31 protein-coding genes are annotated in these 21,559 nt (G+C 40.2%); 1 reads left to right on the plus strand and 30 read right to left on the minus strand.

Features of this window, described 5'->3' with window-relative positions:
- Positions 1-66 precede the first annotated feature (66 nt).
- From MHI58_RS14915 to MHI58_RS15025, 23 genes are all read right to left on the minus strand, one after another.
- Entirely contained in the window at positions 67-885 is an 819-nt protein-coding gene (locus MHI58_RS14915) for an N-acetylmuramoyl-L-alanine amidase (protein WP_046344321.1), read from the minus strand.
- A 19-nt stretch (positions 886-904) separates the two neighbouring features.
- Positions 905-1,168 (minus strand): phage holin, encoded by a 264-nt coding sequence (locus MHI58_RS14920; protein WP_008361671.1) that lies wholly within the window; start codon positions 1,166-1,168, stop codon positions 905-907.
- A 12-nt stretch (positions 1,169-1,180) separates the two neighbouring features.
- Positions 1,181-1,393 carry a BhlA/UviB family holin-like peptide gene (locus MHI58_RS14925; protein ID WP_008344062.1) on the minus strand — a complete coding sequence of 71 codons (213 nt, stop codon included), beginning with the start codon at positions 1,391-1,393 and terminating at the stop codon, positions 1,181-1,183.
- 56 nt (positions 1,394-1,449) lie between these two features.
- A complete protein-coding gene (locus MHI58_RS14930) occupies positions 1,450-1,596 on the minus strand; it encodes an XkdX family protein (RefSeq protein ID WP_079920581.1) in 147 nt (48 codons plus the stop codon).
- Entirely contained in the window at positions 1,597-1,935 is a 339-nt protein-coding gene (locus MHI58_RS14935; RefSeq protein ID WP_045034523.1) for a hypothetical protein, read from the minus strand.
- Between the two features lie 14 nt (positions 1,936-1,949).
- A complete protein-coding gene (locus MHI58_RS14940) occupies positions 1,950-3,038 on the minus strand; it encodes a pyocin knob domain-containing protein (RefSeq protein ID WP_025207860.1) in 1,089 nt (362 codons plus the stop codon).
- Positions 3,039-3,370: 332 nt separating this feature from the next.
- Positions 3,371-3,514 carry an XkdX family protein gene (locus tag MHI58_RS14945; RefSeq protein WP_178897252.1) on the minus strand — a complete coding sequence of 48 codons (144 nt, stop codon included), beginning with the start codon at positions 3,512-3,514 and terminating at the stop codon, positions 3,371-3,373.
- Positions 3,511-3,831 carry a hypothetical protein gene (locus MHI58_RS14950; protein WP_045034524.1) on the minus strand — a complete coding sequence of 107 codons (321 nt, stop codon included), beginning with the start codon at positions 3,829-3,831 and terminating at the stop codon, positions 3,511-3,513. Before MHI58_RS14950 ends, MHI58_RS14945 begins: the two co-directional genes overlap by 4 nt.
- 12 nt (positions 3,832-3,843) lie before the next feature.
- Positions 3,844-5,325, minus strand: a complete 1,482-nt coding sequence (locus tag MHI58_RS14955; protein ID WP_368004333.1) for a hypothetical protein — start codon at positions 5,323-5,325, stop codon at positions 3,844-3,846.
- On the minus strand, positions 5,285-6,448 hold the full coding sequence (locus MHI58_RS14960) for a hypothetical protein (RefSeq protein ID WP_041507668.1): 1,164 nt from the start codon (positions 6,446-6,448) through the stop codon (positions 5,285-5,287). Before MHI58_RS14960 ends, MHI58_RS14955 begins: the two co-directional genes overlap by 41 nt.
- Positions 6,420-6,629, minus strand: coding sequence for a phage portal protein (locus MHI58_RS14965; protein ID WP_041507669.1), 210 nt, complete (start codon positions 6,627-6,629; stop codon positions 6,420-6,422). The genes MHI58_RS14960 and MHI58_RS14965 overlap by 29 nt, the downstream gene beginning before the upstream one ends.
- Positions 6,626-6,955 carry an XkdW family protein gene (locus MHI58_RS14970; protein ID WP_041507670.1) on the minus strand — a complete coding sequence of 110 codons (330 nt, stop codon included), beginning with the start codon at positions 6,953-6,955 and terminating at the stop codon, positions 6,626-6,628. Before MHI58_RS14970 ends, MHI58_RS14965 begins: the two co-directional genes overlap by 4 nt.
- A 10-nt stretch (positions 6,956-6,965) precedes the next feature.
- Positions 6,966-7,844, minus strand: coding sequence for a hypothetical protein (locus MHI58_RS14975; protein ID WP_041507671.1), 879 nt, complete (start codon positions 7,842-7,844; stop codon positions 6,966-6,968).
- A 15-nt stretch (positions 7,845-7,859) separates the two neighbouring features.
- Positions 7,860-8,243, minus strand: a complete 384-nt coding sequence (locus tag MHI58_RS14980; RefSeq protein ID WP_017359000.1) for a phage tail protein — start codon at positions 8,241-8,243, stop codon at positions 7,860-7,862.
- Between the two features lie 11 nt (positions 8,244-8,254).
- Positions 8,255-9,178: a YmfQ family protein gene (locus tag MHI58_RS14985; protein WP_041507672.1), complete on the minus strand. Its 924-nt coding sequence runs from the start codon at positions 9,176-9,178 to the stop codon at positions 8,255-8,257.
- Positions 9,165-10,211: a baseplate J/gp47 family protein gene (locus MHI58_RS14990; RefSeq protein ID WP_039169972.1), complete on the minus strand. Its 1,047-nt coding sequence runs from the start codon at positions 10,209-10,211 to the stop codon at positions 9,165-9,167. Before MHI58_RS14990 ends, MHI58_RS14985 begins: the two co-directional genes overlap by 14 nt.
- Positions 10,204-10,626, minus strand: a complete 423-nt coding sequence (locus MHI58_RS14995; protein ID WP_041507673.1) for a DUF2634 domain-containing protein — start codon at positions 10,624-10,626, stop codon at positions 10,204-10,206. Before MHI58_RS14995 ends, MHI58_RS14990 begins: the two co-directional genes overlap by 8 nt.
- Positions 10,627-10,640: 14 nt before the next feature.
- Positions 10,641-10,907, minus strand: coding sequence for a DUF2577 family protein (locus MHI58_RS15000; RefSeq protein ID WP_039169977.1), 267 nt, complete (start codon positions 10,905-10,907; stop codon positions 10,641-10,643).
- Entirely contained in the window at positions 10,904-11,914 is a 1,011-nt protein-coding gene (locus tag MHI58_RS15005) for a hypothetical protein (protein ID WP_017367933.1), read from the minus strand. The genes MHI58_RS15000 and MHI58_RS15005 overlap by 4 nt, the downstream gene beginning before the upstream one ends.
- Positions 11,915-11,925: 11 nt before the next feature.
- Positions 11,926-12,594, minus strand: a complete 669-nt coding sequence (locus MHI58_RS15010) for a LysM peptidoglycan-binding domain-containing protein (protein ID WP_007500584.1) — start codon at positions 12,592-12,594, stop codon at positions 11,926-11,928.
- On the minus strand, positions 12,587-16,672 hold the full coding sequence (locus tag MHI58_RS15015) for a transglycosylase SLT domain-containing protein (protein ID WP_056408266.1): 4,086 nt from the start codon (positions 16,670-16,672) through the stop codon (positions 12,587-12,589). Before MHI58_RS15015 ends, MHI58_RS15010 begins: the two co-directional genes overlap by 8 nt.
- A 55-nt stretch (positions 16,673-16,727) precedes the next feature.
- Positions 16,728-16,865 (minus strand): hypothetical protein, encoded by a 138-nt coding sequence (locus tag MHI58_RS15020; protein WP_008344097.1) that lies wholly within the window; start codon positions 16,863-16,865, stop codon positions 16,728-16,730.
- Positions 16,866-16,906: 41 nt separating this feature from the next.
- Positions 16,907-17,347 (minus strand): phage portal protein, encoded by a 441-nt coding sequence (locus MHI58_RS15025; RefSeq protein WP_012011040.1) that lies wholly within the window; start codon positions 17,345-17,347, stop codon positions 16,907-16,909.
- 152 nt (positions 17,348-17,499) lie between these two features.
- Between MHI58_RS15025 and MHI58_RS15030 the strand changes: the two genes are divergently transcribed.
- A complete protein-coding gene (locus tag MHI58_RS15030) occupies positions 17,500-17,589 on the plus strand; it encodes a putative holin-like toxin (RefSeq protein WP_072368332.1) in 90 nt (29 codons plus the stop codon).
- 275 nt (positions 17,590-17,864) lie between these two features.
- Here MHI58_RS15030 and MHI58_RS15035 read toward each other — a convergent pair whose 3' ends face one another.
- From MHI58_RS15035 to MHI58_RS15065, 7 genes are read right to left on the minus strand one after another with little or no spacing between them, the layout of a single operon-like run.
- Positions 17,865-18,308, minus strand: a complete 444-nt coding sequence (locus MHI58_RS15035) for a phage tail tube protein (protein ID WP_003213309.1) — start codon at positions 18,306-18,308, stop codon at positions 17,865-17,867.
- 1 nt (position 18,309) lies between these two features.
- Complete coding sequence (locus MHI58_RS15040) at positions 18,310-19,656, minus strand: phage tail sheath family protein (RefSeq protein WP_045034526.1); 1,347 nt, start codon at positions 19,654-19,656, stop codon at positions 18,310-18,312.
- A gap of 3 nt (positions 19,657-19,659) precedes the next feature.
- Positions 19,660-19,872: a hypothetical protein gene (locus MHI58_RS15045; RefSeq protein ID WP_008344108.1), complete on the minus strand. Its 213-nt coding sequence runs from the start codon at positions 19,870-19,872 to the stop codon at positions 19,660-19,662.
- Positions 19,859-20,314 carry a DUF6838 family protein gene (locus MHI58_RS15050; RefSeq protein ID WP_041507678.1) on the minus strand — a complete coding sequence of 152 codons (456 nt, stop codon included), beginning with the start codon at positions 20,312-20,314 and terminating at the stop codon, positions 19,859-19,861. The genes MHI58_RS15045 and MHI58_RS15050 overlap by 14 nt, the downstream gene beginning before the upstream one ends.
- A 4-nt stretch (positions 20,315-20,318) precedes the next feature.
- Positions 20,319-20,816 (minus strand): HK97 gp10 family phage protein, encoded by a 498-nt coding sequence (locus tag MHI58_RS15055; protein ID WP_041507679.1) that lies wholly within the window; start codon positions 20,814-20,816, stop codon positions 20,319-20,321.
- Complete coding sequence (locus MHI58_RS15060; RefSeq protein ID WP_017367938.1) at positions 20,813-21,169, minus strand: YqbH/XkdH family protein; 357 nt, start codon at positions 21,167-21,169, stop codon at positions 20,813-20,815. Before MHI58_RS15060 ends, MHI58_RS15055 begins: the two co-directional genes overlap by 4 nt.
- Positions 21,166-21,549, minus strand: a complete 384-nt coding sequence (locus MHI58_RS15065) for a DUF3199 family protein (protein ID WP_024719690.1) — start codon at positions 21,547-21,549, stop codon at positions 21,166-21,168. Before MHI58_RS15065 ends, MHI58_RS15060 begins: the two co-directional genes overlap by 4 nt.
- Between the last annotated feature and the right edge of the window lie 10 nt (positions 21,550-21,559).

Below are 21,559 nucleotides of genomic sequence, written 5' to 3' on the forward strand. Positions count from 1 at the left end.
ATAACTCCAAAAATGGTTTTATTTTACTTTTTTATAATAGATAAGGGTTGATTCATTCCATATGTGTTAACTTTCTATGACCTTTCTTAATGTTTCTTTGGTCTTTGGACCATATATGCCATCTGGGGTTAACCCATGCATCATTTGAAATCGAGACACTGCATTCGCAGTCTTGGGTCCGTAGTACCCATCGATTCCATTATTGATCGCTCCCTTATCAGGATAAAAATAAATCGATGCTAAGGCTTGTTGTACAGCTTTTACAGCTGACCCTTTTGTAAGAGGCTTCGTCACTTTTAAAATACCTGCAGGCAAACTGTATGTTTTTTTGACCTTGTTGGTTTTAGATGTTGATCTCGTTGATATGGTTTTGATAGATGTTTCTTTCACAGGTTTAGCTGTTGTCATTTGACTTGATGCTGATGCAATACCAGCTTTGAAGCCATCCCACCGATTTAACAGCTTACGCGGACACTCTTTCCCGCTCCAATGCTTATGCGGCACCACGTTTGATAAAGGAATTCCTAAATCCCCCATCAGTTTTCGAATGAGCCATTGGGCGTTTTTAACGGCTTGTTCAAAGTTACCGCCTGCATTTTCACAAATTTCAATTCCAATTGATTTCATATTGCCGGTTCCCCTGCCATCTCCTGCGTGCCAGCCATTTTCGTTTAAAGGTAAATGCTGATAAATGACCTGATCATCGACCGTGTAGTGCCAGCTAACCCCGGTACTTGCCCGAGCAACAAATGCTGCATGATTTGCCGCATCAGCCCCCCGTCCAGTGTTCGATGTATTATGCACCGTAATATAGAGCGGCTTCATCCTGTTTCCTGGTCTGTTGCGATTTTGTTTTGGGATGAGTGCTTGAATGATCTTCACCATATTGTTTCTCCTTCAAAAATTATTTTGTTAACCCTCTTTGTTTCAGGGCATCTTTTTGCAATTGACCTTTATAGGTCACATAATTATTTTTAAACCAAGCGATCACGGCAGTGACCATAGTGAAAATTGTGGAACCTGCCACATATAGTGCCTCTCCTACGGTTTGCACTTGCTCCTCGCTAATCGGCAGCACTGTTTGTCCAAACATGACAAGCGTTTGGTTGATAAGCGCAATAAAAAGAAGCACTGTGCGAATCACAGTGCCTTTGTCGAATGTTTTCATGATGTTTTCCTCCTATTTTAAATTTCGTTCAATTTTATCGAGCTTGTCGATCACGACGTCATACTTCTCACTAAACTTTGCTAACACATCATTTTGCGCCTCGATTTGCTCATTGAGTTTGTTTTCTCTTTCCTTTGTCGTGTTTAATACGTAAAACAGCACCCAACAGAACAACACCGCAAACGGTCCTTGTGTCATTAAATATTGAGTCAAATCCATTTCCACTACACTCACCTACTCCCTCACTTTGCACATTCTAAAAGAAGGCAAAATAAAAACGCCTATTCAGCGTTAGTTGCATATTCTTCGTTTGTTATTTCTTTGTATTGTTTCGGCGTAATCTTCTCGAAACGAACAAATTTTGCTACATCTTCATTTTCATAACACTTCCATTGATAGAACAATGAAATACTATGGAACCAATTCAATTAAATTACCCCCTTTTCAGTCAGTAACATGACAAGTTCTGCTGTTGTTTTTGATTGTTCCTCTGCTCTCTTTTCTGACTCTGCAAGTTGCTGAAGCAGATTAGCATTTTGCTTCTTTAAAAGTTCTATATCACTTGGTGGAAAAGAGGCTGGCTTTAAGCTATCGATATACTCTTTGGATGCTGATTCAAACCATTCTCTCGTTTCCTCATCATATTCAGGAACATATAAATTCTCTTTCGGTCTTACATCCGTCGCTTTTTTCGGCATCTCATCATAATCACTTATTACATCTTCGCCTTGATATTTAAACTTCTCGTCATAGTAATAAATGTGCATTTATCTTCCCTCCTTTACCATAGTGGAATAGATTCATTTAATTCAAATCTGCTTACATACGAGTTGTCATTGGCGGACATTCCATCAAAACGTAATGAACCATCTGTATCGAGTATAAATCTAGCAGCTCCATAGGACCCTACCGTTGCGCCGACAAACACAGTTTTAGCTGAAGGTTTTTGAGTAAAACGTGCTATGACTGTTTCATTTGCTGGAACTCCTTCAAACGATCCCCGAATGTGTAAAGTATTTAGACGTATGGAGAATTTGAGAGGGTTTCCCGCAAAATGTTTTATTGTTGTGCCAGCGACTAACGTTACTTGATTCCATGTACTGCTTATATCATCATCTGTAAGGACACGTGTCCACTTAGTCCAAGTAGAATCTGTTTTTTTAACTCTGTAGTATGATTTACGTCCTTCTTTCTCATATACAGTTTGTAATAGGGTAGTCCCATAACTGATTACAATCATAAAGGCTCCACCAATTAATTCAGGCGCGTTTAGACCTTTGTTATAGATAAGATAAAGCCCTGTATCAGTTATCTCGTTGTAATCTGTGATTTCACTTACACCTCTATAAATTGGCTTACCATTATTTTCGGTCAATCTATATAATTGACCATTATTCCATCTGTCTTTATCAGCTATTGTCGGCAGCTGCGTCCAAGTAATAGATATATGGCCCAAATTATAGTAGAAGTAATATGCATTGCCTGCTGTGTCTATTGCGAAACCTGTTCCAATATTATTTTGCCCCACTGTCTGTATCCCTCTAATGGCATATTGTGAAGGGCTATCCTCTATTCCGCTGGGAGCATAAAAAGTGCATGTTCCTTTTTCCTTAATTGAGTCAAAAATTTTTGAGCCGACAGGAACATTTAAAAGTTGTACTCCACTATCTCCTGTAATTTTATACAGCTGCGATTCATTCCATTTCTTTTTTTCTACTTCTGAAGAGTGTTGGCTCGGATCATTGATATGAAGAGTTATTTGTTCTGATATACCAGTATCGTTATGGAGCAATGTTTTCAACATATCGTTGAATAAATCAGCATGAGCCTTGTCACTCGTCTCAAAAGAACGTGGAGTTTTTATATCCATTGTGTTTTCTCCTTTCTACAATTTCGTATGTTGTTTCGAGTTTTATCGATTAATAATTTTTTAACTTTTACCAAAAGTAATACATTCATTCTAATTATGACACGCAGCTTTTTCATCAGTAAATACAGATAGACGCTCTATGAAATTGTGGAGTGTTATCTTTTCCCATAATTGAGCCAATTATTTCAATAATAATGTGAGCCCCTGTTCTCGTTCCTTTTTGTATTGAGCACATTAAACAGTAAGAAAGGTAATTGGGTCTTATGAAATTAAATTTTAACGACATCTACTTCCATTTGAATCACCTTCTTTCCGGCAAAAAAATAAAGCCATTAGGCTTTGTATATTTCTCCAGTTATATTTTGATAGTCTTCTGCCGAGATCCAGCCAATGCTTACATAAAATGCAATGTCCTCTGGGCCGTAACACTGCCAGTCCCAGAATTGTTTGATATCCGCTACAGTTGGAAACATCATTCTGAAGCACCTACTTTTTGCATAGCTAATAGCTGCGTTAATTGTTTTGATAACAAAGCATTTTGTTTCTTTAAAAGTTCGATATCACTTGGCGGGAGTGGGGCCGGTTTTAAGCTGTCTATATACTCTTGGGTCGCTGATTCATACCATTGTTGTTTTTTTACATCAAATGCTGCTTTATAGAAGGATGGATTATTAGGTGGAGCAATTGTTGTACATTGATCTGGCACTACATAATTTCCTTCGTCATCCACCTGAGACACTTCTATAGGTCTGACCAATTCGTATCGATGATTGTATTCATAGACTTGTATCATACTATCACTTCCTTAATTTAATGGGATGACCGTGTCTAAATAGTAGCCAGTTACCGCACTATCATTTGCTGATAATAAACCAGTTAGCTTTAGCTCTCCTGTTTTGTATATAAGTAATTTACTATGACCCGTTGTACCTGATACGGGAACTGATACTACTAGTCCTTTATCTGGTAAGCCTGTAATTGGAATACTTCCACAGATAACTTCTCTATTTGCTTTTAGGTGACCTCTCAACAATAATAAATTTCCCCATCTAGTATATTCAACTGGTCTTTCTCCAATAGAAGAACCATTACCTAAGGTTACATTTAGCCACTTAACATTTTCAAAATCAGCATCAGTCACTAGTTTTTTCCACCCTTTAAAAACACCATCAGTATGGACTGTTCCGAACCAATGAGTGTTGTCGTAACTTCTGCAGACATGAATGGTCTTTCTACCATTTACAGTTTCTAAGATATCGATATTAAACCAAGAAGAATCATTATCGACAGGCATATTTACAATATTAGATCCTACAGCAAAGTAAAAGCCGGATGGCAGCGTTAAAATATCAGTTCCTATTGACATTGAAAGTCTTAATCCCTTTGAATTTAATAGGTTATGGTCATTGAGACGTTTCCAACCGCTCCACTCTTGTTGTGTACCCGTTACATCAGTTGTTGAACGGTTAATATAGACATCTCCTGTATTGTTTGCACCGATGACCCATCCATAGGTATTCTCACTAAAAACAGACAAAGCCCTCATGGAACTTCTTGTCGGAAGATCTGGATGTGCTTCATGAATGTACCATGAATGAACTCCCGGCAATTTTATCAGCTTATCTAAAATACTAGGATCATCCGCATTAATTCTTTCAAAAGCTTTTCCAGCGTCAGCAGTAATTTTAGATAGTTGTCCTGCGTCCCATTTGTTTTTTTCGTTTTGAGTAGGCATTTGCAGCCAATTGATCGCAATTTCATTCACATGATAGTAAAAACAAAATGAATTACCTGAAGTGTCGATTGCGATTCCTACACCGATATTATTTTGACCTACTAGCTGAAAGCCTCTTAATGCAGCATTTACTATAGCTGGAGAATCGACTACTCCAGAACCACCTGGCGCATAAAATGAGCAAGCCCCTAGCGCTTTAATTCCCTCATAGATACTGCCACCAGCAGGGATATTAATCAATTGGGACCCATTATCATTTGTCAGTTTATATAGCTGTGATTCATTCCATTTTTTCTTTTCTGAACCAGATACGTGAGGAATTGGATCTCCCTTATGAAGGTTGAATTGTTCTAGTAGTTCCTGATCATTTTCAATCAAAATTTTCACTAAATCGTTAAAGAGATCTGCATGAGCTTTATCACTCGTCTTAAAAGGTTGAGGTGTTTTTATAACGGTTTCTCCTTCCAAAAAAACTTTATTATTAAGCGATATTATGATAAAAGCAACTAGTTCACTTCGTTCTAAATCGGAAACCAAACGTGATAAATTCATTAGGATTCAGATCATTAGAACAATATTGGACACAAACTTTTCCATCTGTCCCGATTGATGTCCTATGAATTTGTGGTGTACTACTCTTACCTATGCTTGACGCTACTCCAATAAAGTGAGTCGATTGTATTGGTCTAAATCCTTCTTTTAAGGTAAAAGCAACAGAGTCAAAACCAACCTTACCACCGGTAATTGACCCAATAATTTCAACCACACCTAATGCATCTTTACTATATTGCACGGTGTGGGGAATACCATCGACAGAATTATATATTTTCCAACCATTTTCGAGCTGCGGAGGTTCTACCTTGTTCCACTTCACCTCATCATCCGCATCAGACAGTAATCTACGCCAGCCCTGCCAGCCTAAATTTAAATCAAGATAATTCGTAAAGACGTTATTGCGATAATCTACAGCAATCACCCATCCAAACGTCCCCTTGTTATTACTGTCCGTAGATGTAAAGTGATAAAAACCGCGTGCAGATAAAGCTGAAGGATTGTCCTGTACACCTGCTGGAGAATAAAACGTGCCAAATGCCTTTCCCGCCTGTGTAATTTTATCGAGTAAACTCTCTGTAGTTCCTACAGATACACGTACACCACCCGTGTCATTTGTAATTTTAATTAATTGGCTGCCATTCCATTTATCTTTATCAACTGTTCTCGGCAGCTGCGTCCAAGTGATAGATACATGGGTAGAATTATAGAAGAAGTAATATGCATAACCCGACGTGTCTACCGCAAATCCAGTACCAATGTTATTTTGTCCAACAGTCTGTATTCCTCTTAAATAAGCATTGCTGGGTGCAGGGGAATCTTCTACCCCTGGGGATGCAATGAAAGTACAGGTCCCCTTATCTTTTATCTCATCATAAATATTTTTGTCAGCTGAAACAGAGATCAAGTGTTTGCCGTCATCACCTGTGATCTTATATAACTGCGATTCATTCCATTTCTTCTTCTCTTCTTCAGATGCATGTGGCTTGGTGTCATCAATATGGCCAATGTGTTGTTCTAACAGTCCCTGATCATTCTCAAGTAAAACCTTTACCATGTCATTGAATAAATCAGCATGGGCTTTGTCGCTAACTTCAAATGACTTTGGTTTTTTTATCTCCATTTCCATCTACTCCTTCTTTTAGAAAGTTTGGGTCAATTTCTTTTAATTGCTCTAAAGTCAGTATGTGCTGGTGATATCCCTCTTTCATCTCTTCCATTGAACAATCCCCTAATTCAATGGCTTGTTTGACCAACTCAGGTGTCACCCATTGAAAATATAATGCCATGACCCAATAATTCATGTTTCACTCCCTCCTTTAATGAAAAGAATCTCACTTTTTAGCGCCTTTAGTTCTTTTGTTAGATGATCACATTGGTGTTCAAGTTGTTTTCTCATCAGCTTTTCTTTGGCTACTTCTTGTGCTAGATAATCTAGTGGAAGAGGTGGTTGATACATCGGGTTGGCTTTGGATTCTTCCCACCATTTCTTCAACTCTTCTACCGTTGGCTTTGGCACATCTAGATACCACTCGTTTATATAAGAACCGTCGCCGTCATTTCTTAGTTCAAAATCTTTTTGTGGGTCCGCAGCGGGGTATTTATACTTAATGGCTTCATATAAAATCATCTGACTCCTCCTACACTCTCGGAAAATTACGGCCGCCTAATTCCGTAATATCGAAATAGTTGTACCAGCCTGAATTATCAGATATATAACGATCGGAATTTCCCGCATATCCTATATACATGTAAATTTCAATGTAATCTCCTTTATTCGCTGGCACATTCGCAGCCCCATATAAACCTATATCAAGTTTTGCCGTTTCAGAGGGTGTGGCAGGGAGATGTCTATAATGAGATATATTTTTATAATTTTTACCATTTAAAAAAATAGACAGCTCAAAATTTGCATACATTTGAACCGTCTCAATATAGACTCCAGCGTTTACTAGATACATACCGTTTTCCGGACAAATAAAACGACTATTTTTTATATCAAAATGATTGTGACTATCTTTTATTTTTCGATTAAAAAGGATTTTTTGTCGCTCTGCATTATTAAGCAGCTGCTTACCAGTTGTGCCAATATTCGTATGAAGAAAACCAGAGAGTTTATGCCAGTCGGTCCACCCCGATCCCGTCCACCAATGCCTGCACCAAATTCCAGTACTATCAAAATAATTACCAGCTTCGTTTCCAGTGCCATAATAGTATTGTACAAATCGAAAATTACTGATCTTCTCATTCTTCACAAAGCCATATCTCGTCGGATATCCCGTATCATTGGCTTGGCCAATATCCATAAACGTAATGCCAATTGGATATTCCTCACCGCTGACTGATGCATCTTGAATGGCTTGGTCGCCTGTTAAAATAAACAAGCTTTCATTCGTTATCCCTGCTATTTGTTGACTGAGCGCATTGTCATTCTCCACAAGTGTGTTGACCATCCTGTTAAATAAGTTGGCATGGGCTTTGTCAGATGTGATAAATGGTGAAGGTGCTTTGATATCCACTTCTTTTCGCCTCCATTAATAAATATCATCAATCTCAAAAACAAATTCGATGTCGCCGTCTTTTTGTTTGTCTGTCATGGTGCGGATGGCGGTGAATTTGCCGGCCTCGTCGACAAGGGCTAGTTCATTGATGACTTCGCCTGCGAGTTCTCCTTCAGCGATGGTGCAGGTGTAGCGGATTTTTGCCGGTTCCATGAAGGTAAACGAGTCAATATTTTTTTGAATCAGTTCTTTTTTGAGTGCTTGTTCGGTTCCGTCAAGAGAGATCGGTTTTCCATCCTTTGTTCCTCCATTTCCGAATGCCATTTTGACGACTTTTGTGAGTTTTGTTCCTTCTGCTCGTGCCTTTGCCATTTGTTGACGTGCATAGAGTGTGGTTACGGTTAATTGATCAGCCATTGTGATCCTCCTTATAGGTCTATTTTTTTAGAAGTTGCTGCTAGCATTTTTGATCCATCAAGCGGAATGGATCCATCGAGAATCCAATAATGCTCCTTGATCAGTAAACTGCCGCCTTGTTCATTTTGAACATGTACCGGTAAGCGGAACGTCATCCTCTTTTTCGTTTGATGTGAAAGCTGGTTCTTTGCGCGCAAAGTCAGCGTAGTTGCTTGCTTCGTTTCATGCGATGCTCCAGTCATGACATAATTCAGACGATATGCTGTTTCTTTCTCTTGTTGAAGCGGCATTCTCATCTTTAATGAATGCCGAAAGCGAGCAGGGACCTCCGTAGTACCTCGTATCCCGCTGAGATAGAACGTTCCATTTAATACGAATTCACCATTGAGTAAAATTGGAATATGATCGAAAAAGCCCACTCTGCTTCGCAGTGTGAGCCGCTGGTGATGATCATTTGTTTCATGAACATCGGTATGATGAATGGCGGTGAACGTATACGCCAAATGTGCTGGCTTTAACGTTTCGAGTATTTCGACGATATATCTTGTGTTTTGCAGGTCATCCAGGTTGACACGCAATGCAAAATGATAACGATTGGTTGTAAGTCGGATGATCGCACTCGGATTTTTAAGAAATCGATTCACAGATTTCTCTAATGACAGATACGTAATTGGTGGGATGTTCGACATCATATTAAGTAATCGCGCTCTGCGCAGCTCAATCGAATCATCTGACTCTCGCTGCACCTTGAGCATTCTTTCCCACCGATTCAATCCCCACGTCGCTGTTAAAGGGAAAAATTGATCCGTTACATCAAAAATGGATTCATCCAATTGTTCAAACTCTGGCGCCTCCGTTTTTAGTAAATGATCCACATCATAAATCTCTGTGAAATAAGGCGGCAAGTAGTTTTTCATTTCATCAAGTTTGCTCAATAACCTTCACCTGCCTCAGACGTGGTATCTCAATGTCCTGTAATACTAAGTTTTTTGACTCCCCATTCAATAAGACGTTTGCATAATCGGACACACTCTCTGAATGGTACAAAATATCATTTAAAGCGGACATTCGAATCGTACTTTTTTCAAATGCGATTGATTTTAACAGTGCTTTGACCTTTTCTTCTATTTCTTTTTGCGCACCCTCAAGTGTCCAGTCCATCTGAAGTTCGACGGACACTTCTACGTCAATATCCAGCCACTTGGCGCTTTCCACAGTTGCTTTTGAGCCAATAGGAGCTTGTCCTTCTCCTTCTCCCGGTACAGGATCGATATACTCCTGGACCCTTTTGACAAGAAGCTCAGATGCTACATCTAGATTGCCATCTGTGATGACAATTTTGACCGTTCCCTCTCCATTCCATAGCGGGAATACTTTCGCTCTGCCGACACCAACCACTTCCTCGGCCCACTTTTTGTAATGTGCTCTGTTGGCACTGACAGCCTCTCGCCTTGCGCGTATTAAATACCGATCGTATAATGACGCATCATCTTCTTCCTCTTGCCCTGGTATCACCAATTCCTTCATGATCATCGACTCTAGACCCGGAATGGTATCAAGCGATAGCAACGGCTGACCTGTTAATTGCCCATTGCCGACTGTACCTGTTGTCTCGCATTCTAGTGTACCGTCCTTTGAAAATTGAAAATAAACATCTTCAATAAAGAATCTTGATCCTGCTGGAATATTTACGTTCTCTGGTTGAATGGTTACGGACCAGACCGCTTTGGTGGCTGGCTTTCGTTCAATCCCCACTTCTGCTGCTCGTCGATCTAAAAATTCCCCCTGTGCTGTATCAGCAAAGACAAGCTCAAATACTTGATCAAGCCAAATATACGACTGAGCCAGTTCAGCAGCAGCAGGTGCCAAGGCATTCCAAATGACGCTGTTTTCTCTTTTATCTATGTCATCTGGCAGCCTGTCCAGCATTCTTTCCATCAACGCCTCATACGTTTGCTCCTCAAACATCTCCCTCCATCACCTCCTCTATTTCTAATGTGCCTTCATCTGTGACAATGGCTAGTTTGACTTGAAAGGCATCATTTTGCTTCGTGACCTCTATCTCTTCAATATGATCAATCCGCTCATCAACGACCAATGCTTCTTCTAGCAATCTTGGAATCTCCATTTCTTTGTATTCATCTGTTGCTTCTGTATCGGTCAATAGCTCCTGAATTTCAGTACCAATGTCGTGACTGTAAATGGGGTGTGCATAGCGCTCTGTTCTCAATGTCATATAAATAAATTGACGGATCGATTCAATGCCTGTAATGGCTTCATTTGTCAGCCTACCATTTTCAAAATCTATGCGATACGTCGTCGAGGTTTCTACCTCTTCGTCTTCTTCTGTTTCCTCGATTTCTTCCTCTGGTGAAAGTGCCACATTCATCACCTCCCTTACAATTTGTCGATGATGTAAAAGGACTGCCCTCCTGCCATTGCAAGTACCATAATGCTGTCTCCCTTTTTCAACTCATCATCCTCACCCTTATTTAAGCGTTTAGGCCAAATAAGCAGTTCTTCTGGAATGATCAGCTTACTATTTTCATTTAATCGGATGTGAAGAGGCGAAGCCATTGTGACCTCTCCAATCACCAGATCAATTGGAGAAGCTGCATCTACTGCATTGACAGCGAGTCGTTTAATCGCTTCACTTAATCTCATGCTTGATCACCCTTTGGCATGGAATTTTTCTCAACGACGTCAATTGTCATGGTGTGCTTCACTCCATTGAATTCATGCTTGTCTTGATCGATCCAGTAGGTTTTTTTGATGTTGATTTCAGGGATTTTCAAATAGATTGGCAGACCGCTTTGCAGTTCAGGGATTCCTAGTGCTTGTATGCTTTTCACTTCTTGTTTGACGCCTTTTTTTTCAGCTAGGCGTACTTTCGCTCTTTTTTGAAGCTGCGGCTGGTTGATTTGACCTGTGACCGTCTCCACATGCTGTAAAATGCCGTACTGACTCTGACCCGCTTTATCCTGTTCGATCACCACAATATCTGATTTGCTACCTTTTTTCTTATTCTTCCCCTGTTCGTCTACAGACGTGCGCATCTTCACACGTGTTGCTGTCTCTTCAATGGAGGTGCTGTACTGATAACCGATGAGGTTGACGCCTGATTCAATGACCCACACGTCCTCTGGATCGGGCCAAGCTCTCAGTCCCATCTTGCCTTTAGCAGAATAAATTTGATAATTTCTACCGGTTTGCCGCTTCGTTTCTTTCAATGCTTTTAAAATGATGTCATATAAACTCGTGTCATTTTTAAAAACGAGAGACTTCATGACATGTCCTGTATTTGCGATGGATGTCATAGGAATTTGAAAGTCTGCCCCGATCCGCCTCAAAATTTGATCTGCCCGTTGATTTGAAAAAACATATACATCTTGGTTTTTCACTAAATATTGGAGCATATCGTATGCGGTAAAGGTCAGCTTTCCTTCAACAGGCGTCCTAGAAAACACGATGCCTCTGAACAGCTCTTTTCCTTTCCATTTAAAAAGAACCGTGTCTCCTTCTGAGACACGGTAATATGTTTGACTGCCTTGCTTTGTGATAATATTCGCCTGAATAGAGCGAGGGGCCTGATACCTTTGCCCCTGAAGTGTCACACTCTCTGTGACAAGCTCATACATCGTGCCGCTTCTGATGGCAAAAAGCTCAATCAATGTCAGCCCCCCTATTGTGGTATTTTCAATTTTTGCCCTGGAAAAATCCAATGTCCCGGCTGTTTAATATTGCGTTTACTTCGTTTGATCATCGCTGCTTTATTGGCATTCCAAATACGCCGCCATTTTGTACTATCGCCATAAAAACGGCCTGAAATGGCCCAAAGAGTATCTCCTTTTTTGACAGTGTACAATTTTGGTGGTGTTTTTGAGGGTCTTTTCTTTTTGGTTTGTTTTGCTTTTTTCTTCCGTTTGATTTTCCTAGGCGATGCGGTTTTATATTCCTTTAACTCGATCGTAAATTCACGATCCCCTATGTCATAAGACCCTTCCTTGTGAGTGAAGCTCTCAATGCTGCACGTCATGTTGATTTTAGTCCCTGTCACAATCAGTCGCACAGACTTCTTTGAACGCATCATTCGTTCAATTTTCGCTATTGCATTCTCTGGTGATGGAATGCTTTTATATTCAGCAATTGGCGAATATTTCTTAGGAAATAATGAGGTGAATGATACTTGTTTAGCCGATGGTACATCAATAAAAGTCAGTTCTCCAAAGGAGGAGACCTTCACTGTTTCATTTTGTACATTATTTGTAATTTCAAGTTCGGATGGAAGCACAGGGAATCGCAACTTCTCCTTGCCTTGGGAAATCCACAATTGATACACTGATTTACCCATCGATCACGACCCCTTTCGTTCCTGTCTGAAGCTCTACTTCCAGTTCGTCTACAAGCATTTGTCTAATTTTTTCGACAAGCGATTGCTGATCCTGTCCATTATGGAAATGCTGATCACCATTGAACTGGATGGTGATTTGTTTATTACCAGACGTTGTTGCAGTCCCAGCTGACTGTGCTGAGGTGACTTGCTGCATCTGTGATTCTGGTAAAGGAGCAGATGCATTTGATGGATCATAGACTTGCATCCCAAGTGCCTTGGCTGCCTGCGTCAATAAATATCTCCCGCGAATGCCTCTTTCTTCTGGAATAATCCATTCACGTTTGTTTCCTTCACCGACTCTAGCTACCTGCTCCTGAGTAATCAGACCGCCATTGGCGTAGCCTTTATAAGGACCGCCTCTTCTCATACTCCGTAATCCCGGTGTATTGAAGACTGTTCCATATCTGCCCTTAATGTAGTTAATGGCTGCTACGGCATTATGAATTGGGTTCCAAATATCATTCATGCCCTTGCCTTTATTGGAATGGAAGGTCGGTCCAATGGTTTGCATTAACCCTTTAGAAGGCGTTCCCTTCTTGGCGTTGGAATCCCACAAGTTGATGGCTTTCGGGTTACCATTTGATTCGTGCTGAGCGATTGTCATAAGACCTGGAAGCCAACTCATCGATGTGCCAGTCGCCATCAGAGCTGCCATGAGCCATTGCTGAACACTAAGACCTGAAGCACCCATACCGCTGAACGCTCCGATTAATGAACCCGCTTGATTTTCAGCAAACTTTTTCACATCAACTGAATCGAGCCCTTTGACGACACCAATCGATGCGAATTTCCCTAAATTCATCATGACACGTGAAGGAGAATGAATGTCTAGTTCTTCTCTAAACGCCTGTTCCACTTTCTTCGCCATTTCTTTGGCAGCTTGTGTGACTTCACTTGCTTTTGAACGCATGCCGCTATTGAAGGCGTCGATCATTCCTGAACCCCATCCTGGTGATTCTTGTTTGGCTTGCAGGAATGGTTGTTTGACGTGTTGGTCTACGTATTGGCTTGTGCCAGTAGATGTCATGTTTTGACCTGAAGCAAAGCCAGCAACAGTTTGTGAACCATAAACCGAAGAAGCTGCTTGAATTTGATTAAATGGTTGGTCAATATTGGCTTGTTTCCACTGATTAAGAGAAATTTTATTACTATTCATCCCCTTCTCAAAATCAGAAGTAAATTCTTTTCCATAACTAACGCCACTTTCGGAGTTGTTCATTGATATTGAACCTCTTCCAGATAAAGAAACAGATGAGGTTACGTCTGTCCTCTGCTTAGCTGAGACATTCGATGAAGCCAAATTACTAGCGCTTTTTGGAACAACATTCATCCCAAGGTGAGTTGCTGCTTGAGCAAGTAACATCTTCCCTCGACCTCTATTGTTTTCCGTTGGAATAACAAACTCCTTGCCCGCTTCCCCTATCCAAGAAAGCATAGGTTTAGTAATATACCCCCCAGTAGCTTTATGACCAACCTGTTTTAAACCGGTTTTCTCTTCGCCTTTACCTATGAAAAATTCTATTACTCCGCCGCCTATTTCTTTTGCTTTATCTACTATTCTACCAATAAAACCAAACATTTTTTCCCACGTTTCTGTTAGTTCCTCAGCATGTTTCTTTAATGGCTCAAAGACATTTTTATTGAACCAATCACTCACTGTTTCCCAAACACCTTTGATCGTTTCCCAAACTGATTTAAACGTTTCCCAAACAAATTTTATTGCTGGTTCTGCATATTTTTGATACGGTTGCCATACGTTTTCATCAAACCAAGTAGAGAGTTTTTCCCATGTAGTTTTAATCCAGTTCCATGTATTTTGAAACAAATTCCACACAAAAGTAATGGCTGGCAATGCATATGTTTTAAACGGTGTCCAAACATATTCATTAAACCATTCAGAAAATACACTCCATGTTTCTTGAATCCAGTTCCACGTTTCAACAAGTTTGTTCCATACCCAGCCAATTGCTTCTATCGCATATTGACCGAATGGGTCCCAAACATTTGTTAAAAACCATTCAGAGAAAACACCCCATGTTTCTTGAATCCAGTTCCACGTTTCAACAAGCTTGTTCCATACCCAGCCAATTGCTTCTATCGCATATTGACCGAATGGGTCCCAAACATTTGTTAAAAACCATTCAGAAAATATCCCCCATGTTTCCTGAATCCAGTTCCATGTGTCAACAAGTTTATTCCACACCCAACCAATTGCTTCTATCGCATATTGGCCAAATGGTTCCCAAACATAATCCATGAACCATTTTGATGCTACTGCCCAAATATTTTTGATAATTGTCCATGCAACATCAAATACGCCAACTACAAAATTGATAATCGGAACTGAAAAATTATAAATAGGCAGCCAAACTTTTTCCATGAACCAAGAAGAAAGTTGTCCCCATTTTTCAGTGATCCAATTCCATGTCTCACCGAAGAATGTTGTAATAGGAGTTAATACATTATTATTGATCCATCCTGAAACTTTGTTCCAAGTATCTTTAATCCAATTAACTGCATTTTCAGCACCTTTGACAATGTCATCCCATTTTTTCTTCAAGGTTCCGTCATCAAACATCTTTCCGACCCATTTTCCTAAACCTTCACCTAAAATGCTTCCTAAAATTCCGCCGATTGCTGTTCCAATACCTGGTGCAATCATTGTTCCTATCGCGGCACCACCCATACCACCAGCAATGCCCCCGCCGAATCCTCCTACTTTTTCACCTACATTTTCTTTTGTTGTGCCAATTAATTCTGTTGCACTAAGTAAAGGCCCAAGTATGGGTACTTTTTTTAATAACTTGCCTGCACCTTTACCTAAATTTTTAAATGTATCTCCTAAGCCTTTTAGCTTATCAGTATCTTTGAATATCCCAGCGAGACCAGCTATAGCCATAATACCTGGAATTTTTTTGGTTAAACTGCCTAATTTAGTTGGAGATTTTTTATTCTTTTCAACCCTCGTAGTTCCAGTTGGATTATTCGGTTTGTTTTTCGGACCATTTCTATTATCTGTTTGGGTAGTTCCAGTTGGATTTAAACCTTTTGCACAACAAGAACAGCAGCTTATTTTAAATAAACCTTTTCCGTTTTGCGTTTGGTCTGAGTTCTGGTTACCCAACTGACCTGGTGAAGTATTATTATTAGACCCATCCGAGTTATTTGAAGGGTTTTTCGGACCAAGGATCAAATCTAATCCTTTGTTAAACCATTTATCTAGATACTCTTCAGGATTGATTTTAATTTTCTCACGAATTCGTCCGATTACTTCTTGCTTGTAGTCGTCTATTTTCGTTTCAATCCAAGGTAGCGCCTTTTCATCCCAAAATTTCCTAGGGCTTAATTTTTCCTTCAATTTATCTGAGACGTCACCTGCATATTTTTCAATTTCTTTTAACGCCTTGTTCCCCAAATTCCCCAGCCAGCTTTGTTTGTTTTCCTGCGTTTTTGTAGCAGCTGTCGCATTAGGTTTCTTTTTGATTTTCTTTTCTTTCACAACTGACTCTGCCTGATCTCGTTTTTTCAACTTACTCTTTGCATTGTCTTGAACAGACACTCTGATCTCATGTTTAGCCATTGTCAAGCTTTTGAGTGTCTTTTTGATTCGTTGAATGGCAGCGGTGGCTTGGTCAACCATGTTTAATCTCATATAGTACGTTCTGTTCATGAGCTGAAGGATTGATTTTTTGATTGATGACATTTTTCCTGACAACTGATCATTCAGTTTGAACGTCAGCAGGATTGGACTTGCTTGTGATTGTTTCAAGCGATCTATACTGGATTTAATGACATCTAGTCCTTTTGCTTGAATGGATATGATCATCTGTTTCGGTATCATGTTCAGCTGGTTTGTTAATGATTTGAGATCACGATAGATTCCTTGATCTAGCTTCATGGATAATACAGAAAACCTTCTAATCGATAAATTGAGGTTCCTTAGCTTCTTTTCATCCATTTCCAGGCTTATTTTCACCGGTTTTCTAAATGGTTTGAGCTGCTTCTCAAACGTTTGAAATCGTTTTTGAATGCGCAACAGCTTCTTTGATACTTTGTCTTCTAATTCAAATCGTGCAGTGAGCTTCGCCAGTTTATTTCCCTCCTTTCTTTGCTTCTTTTTCTAGCATGTCGAGTTTGTAGCTGATGAGTCCGAATAAGAATGCCTTAAATTGTCTTGGTGCTTCGTATAAATCGAGGAGTTCTGATGGAGAATAGTGAAGCTCATGCATGGCGTAATATAAAAACACCGCTTCCTTATCCCCATCTTTTATTAGTTTTTTGCTGCTTCTTCTAAATCTTCAATTTCGTCTTCAAATCCATTGATTTCAATCGCTTTGTTTAACCAGTTTGCATATTCACCGCCGACAGATAAAACACGTTTTGCAACTTCAACTGGATCTTGTGTGCTGTAGGCTTCTCTTAATTCCTTTGAGCGGAAATCTGGATAAATCGTCGATTCAATGGCAATTCGTGCATAGAAGCGCTGGCTGTCTAAGTCTTTTACGCGGCCTCTGCCTTTGACATTTTTGAACGTGGTGTTTTCTTTTTCCAGTTCATCAATACGTTCCGTGGTAATCGCTTTGAAGACAAAAGGAATGACATTCCCTTTTTTATCAACAAAACGCTTAGAAATTGGTACTTTGACCTCTTCTGCTTCTACTGTTTGTCCTGGCATAAAAAATGAAAGATCAAATGTTTGTTTTTCGCTCATGTTTAAAAACTCCCTTTTGTTTGTTTTTTTTGAATACAAAAAAGCACATCCATTTTTGAATGTGCTTTCCAATCTTTTCATGTATAATTGAGAACGTACAATTGAACGGCTTGCTCAAGGGCGTCTGGCTCATCCCCGATAGGAAGGGGGTGATGCTCATGTCAACATTCCAAGCACTGATGTTAATGCTTGCTTTCGGGTCATTTATCATTGCCCTGTTGACATATATAGACAAAAAATAGACTCCCCCTTGAGCTTTGGTAGGTGAAAGGGAAAGTCTATCCTGAACATCCTATTCGATTGGCCAGCCCCTTGAAGGGCCTCATTGTACATTGCCGGGATGTTAGCGCATCCTAGCTTCTTTTTATTGTATGCAAATCGCTTTGCATGTAAACATAATTTTGTGTGTCATTGAATGCAATGTGCATTACAAATGCATTCATTTTTCATTACATTTGCATTATAGCATATTTGGTTTTTATTTAGCTAATTAATTAGCTAATTTCCTCCGCATTTCTTAGAAAGAATTCTTCAGCTTTTCAGGCAGATCAAAGTCTTCAAATGTAAATGGAACTTCTTCTTCAAGTGCCTCTGAATCGACATCTAGTCCAGCAATTTTAGCTGAATCAAAGTTGACATCGAATAATGTCACACGCTCTGTGCCTCGGCCTGATGATTTATCATCAATTACCGCTTGAAGAGTGAAATAAGGATCTTCCCCTTTTTTCACATAGTTGAGCATGAGTTGAACGAAACGTGACGTAACTTTATAGAATGTTGCCGTTCCTGTTCCGTTTGCCCCAGTTGTTTTATGGCCAGTCATTCGGCGGCCCATTACGTTCACTTCTGATTTATTTTTCTCCACGTTTGCTTCAAACGTTTTGATAAAGGCAAGCTCCTCACCTTCTAAGAAAAGACGACCTTCTTTACCTGAGATTGTATTTTGCGCTTTAAAAGCCATCTTACTTCACCTCCACATTGAAATAGAATTTTTCTGCTGCGTCTACTGGCTGTACTGCTAAATCGATGATAAATCCATCACGATCTTCATTGAGGCCAATGACGATGTCTGTTTCTGAGTTAAAGCCTGTAATGCCGCTTCCATCTTGAAGTTGTGTGAGATACTGTGTAATCAGTGTTTTCACAAGCTGCACTCCATCATCAGATGCTGGAATGTCATTGCCATTGGCTTTGCGTAATTTAATCAAATTTTTCAGTTCAAATGTTAAATCATTGTTGATTGCATCTAGCACACGGATGATTTTGTTTTTCGCCATTTGCTGGTTCTTTTCAACCGTGAAGCTTGTCAAAGAGTTAATATCTTTTTCAACGCTCACCGTGCGGTCTCTTGCATCGAAAGTGAAAAGAAACTCTCCTTGTGATAAACGGTATTCTACTTGATCATTATCAAGACGCTCTAATGTATCGACTGCGCCTTCGTATTCAACAAAGGTCAGTGACTGATTAAAAGTCGCTCCTGCACTTGCTCCTGCGACCCAAGCTGTTGTTTGAGCAGGCGCGAGTTCTGTTCCGTCTTCTAAAACAACACCGCTTGTGACATTGATGATTCCTTCTTGATCAGCTGCATAGTTAGCCACAACGCCTTGCACCTTACGTCCTTGCTTATTACGTAAACGCTCAATAAATGACGCGAATGTTGCTTTTAATTGCTCACTATTATCGACTGGGAGTGCAATAACATCAAAGTATTCCGTTTCAGCTGCTTCTAGGAAAGCTGTATAATCTGCGACACTTGCCACACCGTTTTTCCCGCCGCTTAAAGCCGCTCCAGCAGTAATGACCGCTTCGCCTTCACCAGAAAATTGAACGTATTTGTTTTTCACAAGATCTTTGACATCTTTGACCACCTGTTTATCGACAATATCTGTTCCAAGATAGGTGATAACGTCACGTTTTGTGCTGTCGAGTACATTTTCTGCCACTTGAATGGTAATCTCATTTCCTTTTTGACCACCGTAATTGGCTGTGACCACAAAGTTTTCTGCGATTTCCGCTTTGGCTGGCTCTCCTTCGTTTAGGCGGTAAAGCAAGACCGTTTGCGCTTTTTTCTTCGCTTCACGGAAAAGAAGAAGTGACTTATCATCAATGTTGAGCCCGACCTTTTTATTTAAGTCTTCCATATCGGAAACGGAAATAAAGGTTTTTGGTTCTCCCCAGCTCATGACAAGAGGAAGTGCAACTGTTCCTCGCTCGCCTAAAGTAATTCGCTGCTCTGCTGTTGTTTTAAAATTAAAGTAAATGCCAGGACGCTTTTTCTCTGTACCTGGTGTAAAAGTGCCTCCGTTCATCCTTTAAACCTCCTTGGACAAAAAAGCATCGATGTGCTTCTTTGCTTCTGTTTTTGTAATTGGTTGATGTTTGATATAAAAAAGAGCACCTTCAAGGATTTCTGGTTTTACCCCAAAAAGATCCTTGCTGTGCTCTTTTAAGGCTTCAAATGAAAAGCCAAATTCTTTTTCTTCGCCCGCTGTTTGATCGAGCTGTGTTTTTTTAGTCTTGCTCACGTTTGATCACCCCATCTGAAAAATTGATATCTTCTAGGCTTGGCTGTTTATCTCGGTTGTACCAATAGCTGCTATCCCACGTCAGGACAATCGCTGCTACACCTTGATCTATGATTCTAGTTTCCACTCTTTTTATGCGGACATAATCATCAAGCACCTCTCCATCTTCACTGATCATCTGAATGATTTGACGATCAGCAAGCAATGCATCGACGACTGTTTCCGCCGCATCATGCGCTTTTTCTGTATTCATATGAAACACTTTCACTTGCAGCGAATAAGATTTCATAAAAGTAGACACTGTATCTGGACCACTAATGACAGTCACTGGCGGCACATAAACAGATGGCACTTGAAAACGCTCTGGCAGAAGACGATCATACATTTTCACAGGAAAGTGTGTGTATATATAATGCATGATTGCCCCGACTTCTTGATTCATTCCATCACCTCCCAAAATGTCGATCGATCCAGCTTTGAAGCTTTCGATCCAGCGAGTGTTCAAACATTTGTTCATAGAGCATGACGGCATGATCCCAGTACCCATTTCCTTCAATCCATTGAGATGAAAGCATCATGCCAGTACTGGCGTTCGGATCATATTCAAAGCGGTTGCCGTTCCATCTGCCAGGCACCCATCTTCGTTCTCCATTTGAAGAAACGGCATGTCCATCATTCACGTAAGAGGCATAATCAAGCTGTGTCCCTACTTCTAGCGTGAGCCCGCCTCGGGAAGTGAGAAAGTAATTCTCCTTGTCACCTTTTTGAAAGGAATTGAGGAGACGGCCTGTATCAACAGCCTTTTCTTTGATGATTTCATCTTGAATGATGTCTAAAAACTGTAAGCCCATTTCCTGTAACCACTCTTGATATTGCGCCGTTAATCCGCCACTATTTGCCTGTTGGAGCTGGGATAGCAGCAGGTCAAGTCCATCAATTTTCATAAGTTTTCCTTTCTGACGGCCATCACTTCCATGTGATGATTTTTCACTCTTTTTGGCTGCTGCAATTTGAGTGAGATGCCGTTCCACACCATTTTGTCATGCAAGCGAATGTCGCTTGCTAAAGGGAAATGGACGAGATAGGACTGATAGATGACTGTATTCGGTTCTTCTTGCACGAGTGACTGGCTTTTTTCTACAACATAGCAAGCCACATCTCTCATACTTGGTGTATCAGGATAAGTGAGGTCCGTTTGCAGATCCCCTGCTGGTATACCAAATTTGCCGCGGACTGCCTCCTCATTCTCTAAGTGAAAAAGATCACAGCGATCCGTTAATAGAGAATCATAGCTCATAATGACCTCACCTTTAAATTGGCGCTGCCGCCAGTTAGTGAAGGTTCAATATAATCAACAAGAAGGGCATACACATAAGGTCTGCCTTTCACTTTGTCCGCTGCCTTTGCGTATGAATAATCACCCATTTTTTCTGAAGTCAAGCCTTTCATCATGGATTCATCATCATTCAGCATGGCAAAATACTGGGCCATTTTTAATAAGGCGATCCTTGCTTTTTCAGGAATGGGCTGATATTTTTCATGTGTAAAATCGTGCCCGACAATTTGAAATACCGCTGCTTCTGCTTCAATAATATCTGCCGCTAGTCTCTCTACAGAACGATTTTTCACGCGATCAAATACAGAATAGGCTTGTAGTTCCTCAGCAGAAATGATCATAGCCTGCTGT

The organism is Bacillus sp. FSL K6-2869 (assembly GCF_040869405.1).
GTDB classification, from domain to species: domain Bacteria; phylum Bacillota; class Bacilli; order Bacillales; family Bacillaceae; genus Bacillus; species Bacillus altitudinis.

Excerpts from the sequence above, each read along its gene's own strand:
- MHI58_RS15010 (WP_007500584.1), bottom strand. The coding sequence starts at position 12,594 with ATGGGTAAATCAGTGTATCAATTGTGGATTTCCCAAGGCAAGGAGAAG.
- MHI58_RS14935 (WP_045034523.1), bottom strand. The coding sequence starts at position 1,935 with ATGCACATTTATTACTATGACGAGAAGTTTAAATATCAAGGCGAAGAT.
- MHI58_RS15040 (WP_045034526.1), bottom strand. The coding sequence starts at position 19,656 with ATGAACGGAGGCACTTTTACACCAGGTACAGAGAAAAAGCGTCCTGGC.
- MHI58_RS14915 (WP_046344321.1), bottom strand. The coding sequence starts at position 885 with ATGGTGAAGATCATTCAAGCACTCATCCCAAAACAAAATCGCAACAGA.
- MHI58_RS15035 (WP_003213309.1), bottom strand. The coding sequence starts at position 18,308 with ATGGCTTTTAAAGCGCAAAATACAATCTCAGGTAAAGAAGGTCGTCTT.
- MHI58_RS14965 (WP_041507669.1), bottom strand. The coding sequence starts at position 6,629 with ATGAATTATTGGGTCATGGCATTATATTTTCAATGGGTGACACCTGAG.
- MHI58_RS15060 (WP_017367938.1), bottom strand. The coding sequence starts at position 21,169 with ATGAGCTATGATTCTCTATTAACGGATCGCTGTGATCTTTTTCACTTA.
- MHI58_RS15020 (WP_008344097.1), bottom strand. The coding sequence starts at position 16,865 with ATGCATGAGCTTCACTATTCTCCATCAGAACTCCTCGATTTATACGAA.
- MHI58_RS14955 (WP_368004333.1), bottom strand. The coding sequence starts at position 5,325 with ATGAATTTATCACGTTTGGTTTCCGATTTAGAACGAAGTGAACTAGTT.
- MHI58_RS15065 (WP_024719690.1), bottom strand. The coding sequence starts at position 21,549 with ATGATCATTTCTGCTGAGGAACTACAAGCCTATTCTGTATTTGATCGC.
- MHI58_RS15025 (WP_012011040.1), bottom strand. The coding sequence starts at position 17,347 with ATGAGCGAAAAACAAACATTTGATCTTTCATTTTTTATGCCAGGACAA.
- MHI58_RS14940 (WP_025207860.1), bottom strand. The coding sequence starts at position 3,038 with ATGGATATAAAAACTCCACGTTCTTTTGAGACGAGTGACAAGGCTCAT.
- MHI58_RS15030 (WP_072368332.1), top strand. The coding sequence starts at position 17,500 with ATGCTCATGTCAACATTCCAAGCACTGATGTTAATGCTTGCTTTCGGG.
- MHI58_RS14920 (WP_008361671.1), bottom strand. The coding sequence starts at position 1,168 with ATGAAAACATTCGACAAAGGCACTGTGATTCGCACAGTGCTTCTTTTT.
- MHI58_RS14970 (WP_041507670.1), bottom strand. The coding sequence starts at position 6,955 with ATGATTTTATATGAAGCCATTAAGTATAAATACCCCGCTGCGGACCCA.
- MHI58_RS15055 (WP_041507679.1), bottom strand. The coding sequence starts at position 20,816 with ATGAAAATTGATGGACTTGACCTGCTGCTATCCCAGCTCCAACAGGCA.
- MHI58_RS15000 (WP_039169977.1), bottom strand. The coding sequence starts at position 10,907 with ATGAGATTAAGTGAAGCGATTAAACGACTCGCTGTCAATGCAGTAGAT.
- MHI58_RS15050 (WP_041507678.1), bottom strand. The coding sequence starts at position 20,314 with ATGAATCAAGAAGTCGGGGCAATCATGCATTATATATACACACACTTT.
- MHI58_RS14945 (WP_178897252.1), bottom strand. The coding sequence starts at position 3,514 with ATGATGTTTCCAACTGTAGCGGATATCAAACAATTCTGGGACTGGCAG.
- MHI58_RS14950 (WP_045034524.1), bottom strand. The coding sequence starts at position 3,831 with ATGATACAAGTCTATGAATACAATCATCGATACGAATTGGTCAGACCT.
- MHI58_RS14980 (WP_017359000.1), bottom strand. The coding sequence starts at position 8,243 with ATGGCTGATCAATTAACCGTAACCACACTCTATGCACGTCAACAAATG.
- MHI58_RS14990 (WP_039169972.1), bottom strand. The coding sequence starts at position 10,211 with ATGTTTGAGGAGCAAACGTATGAGGCGTTGATGGAAAGAATGCTGGAC.
- MHI58_RS14960 (WP_041507668.1), bottom strand. The coding sequence starts at position 6,448 with ATGGAGATAAAAAAACCAAAGTCATTTGAAGTTAGCGACAAAGCCCAT.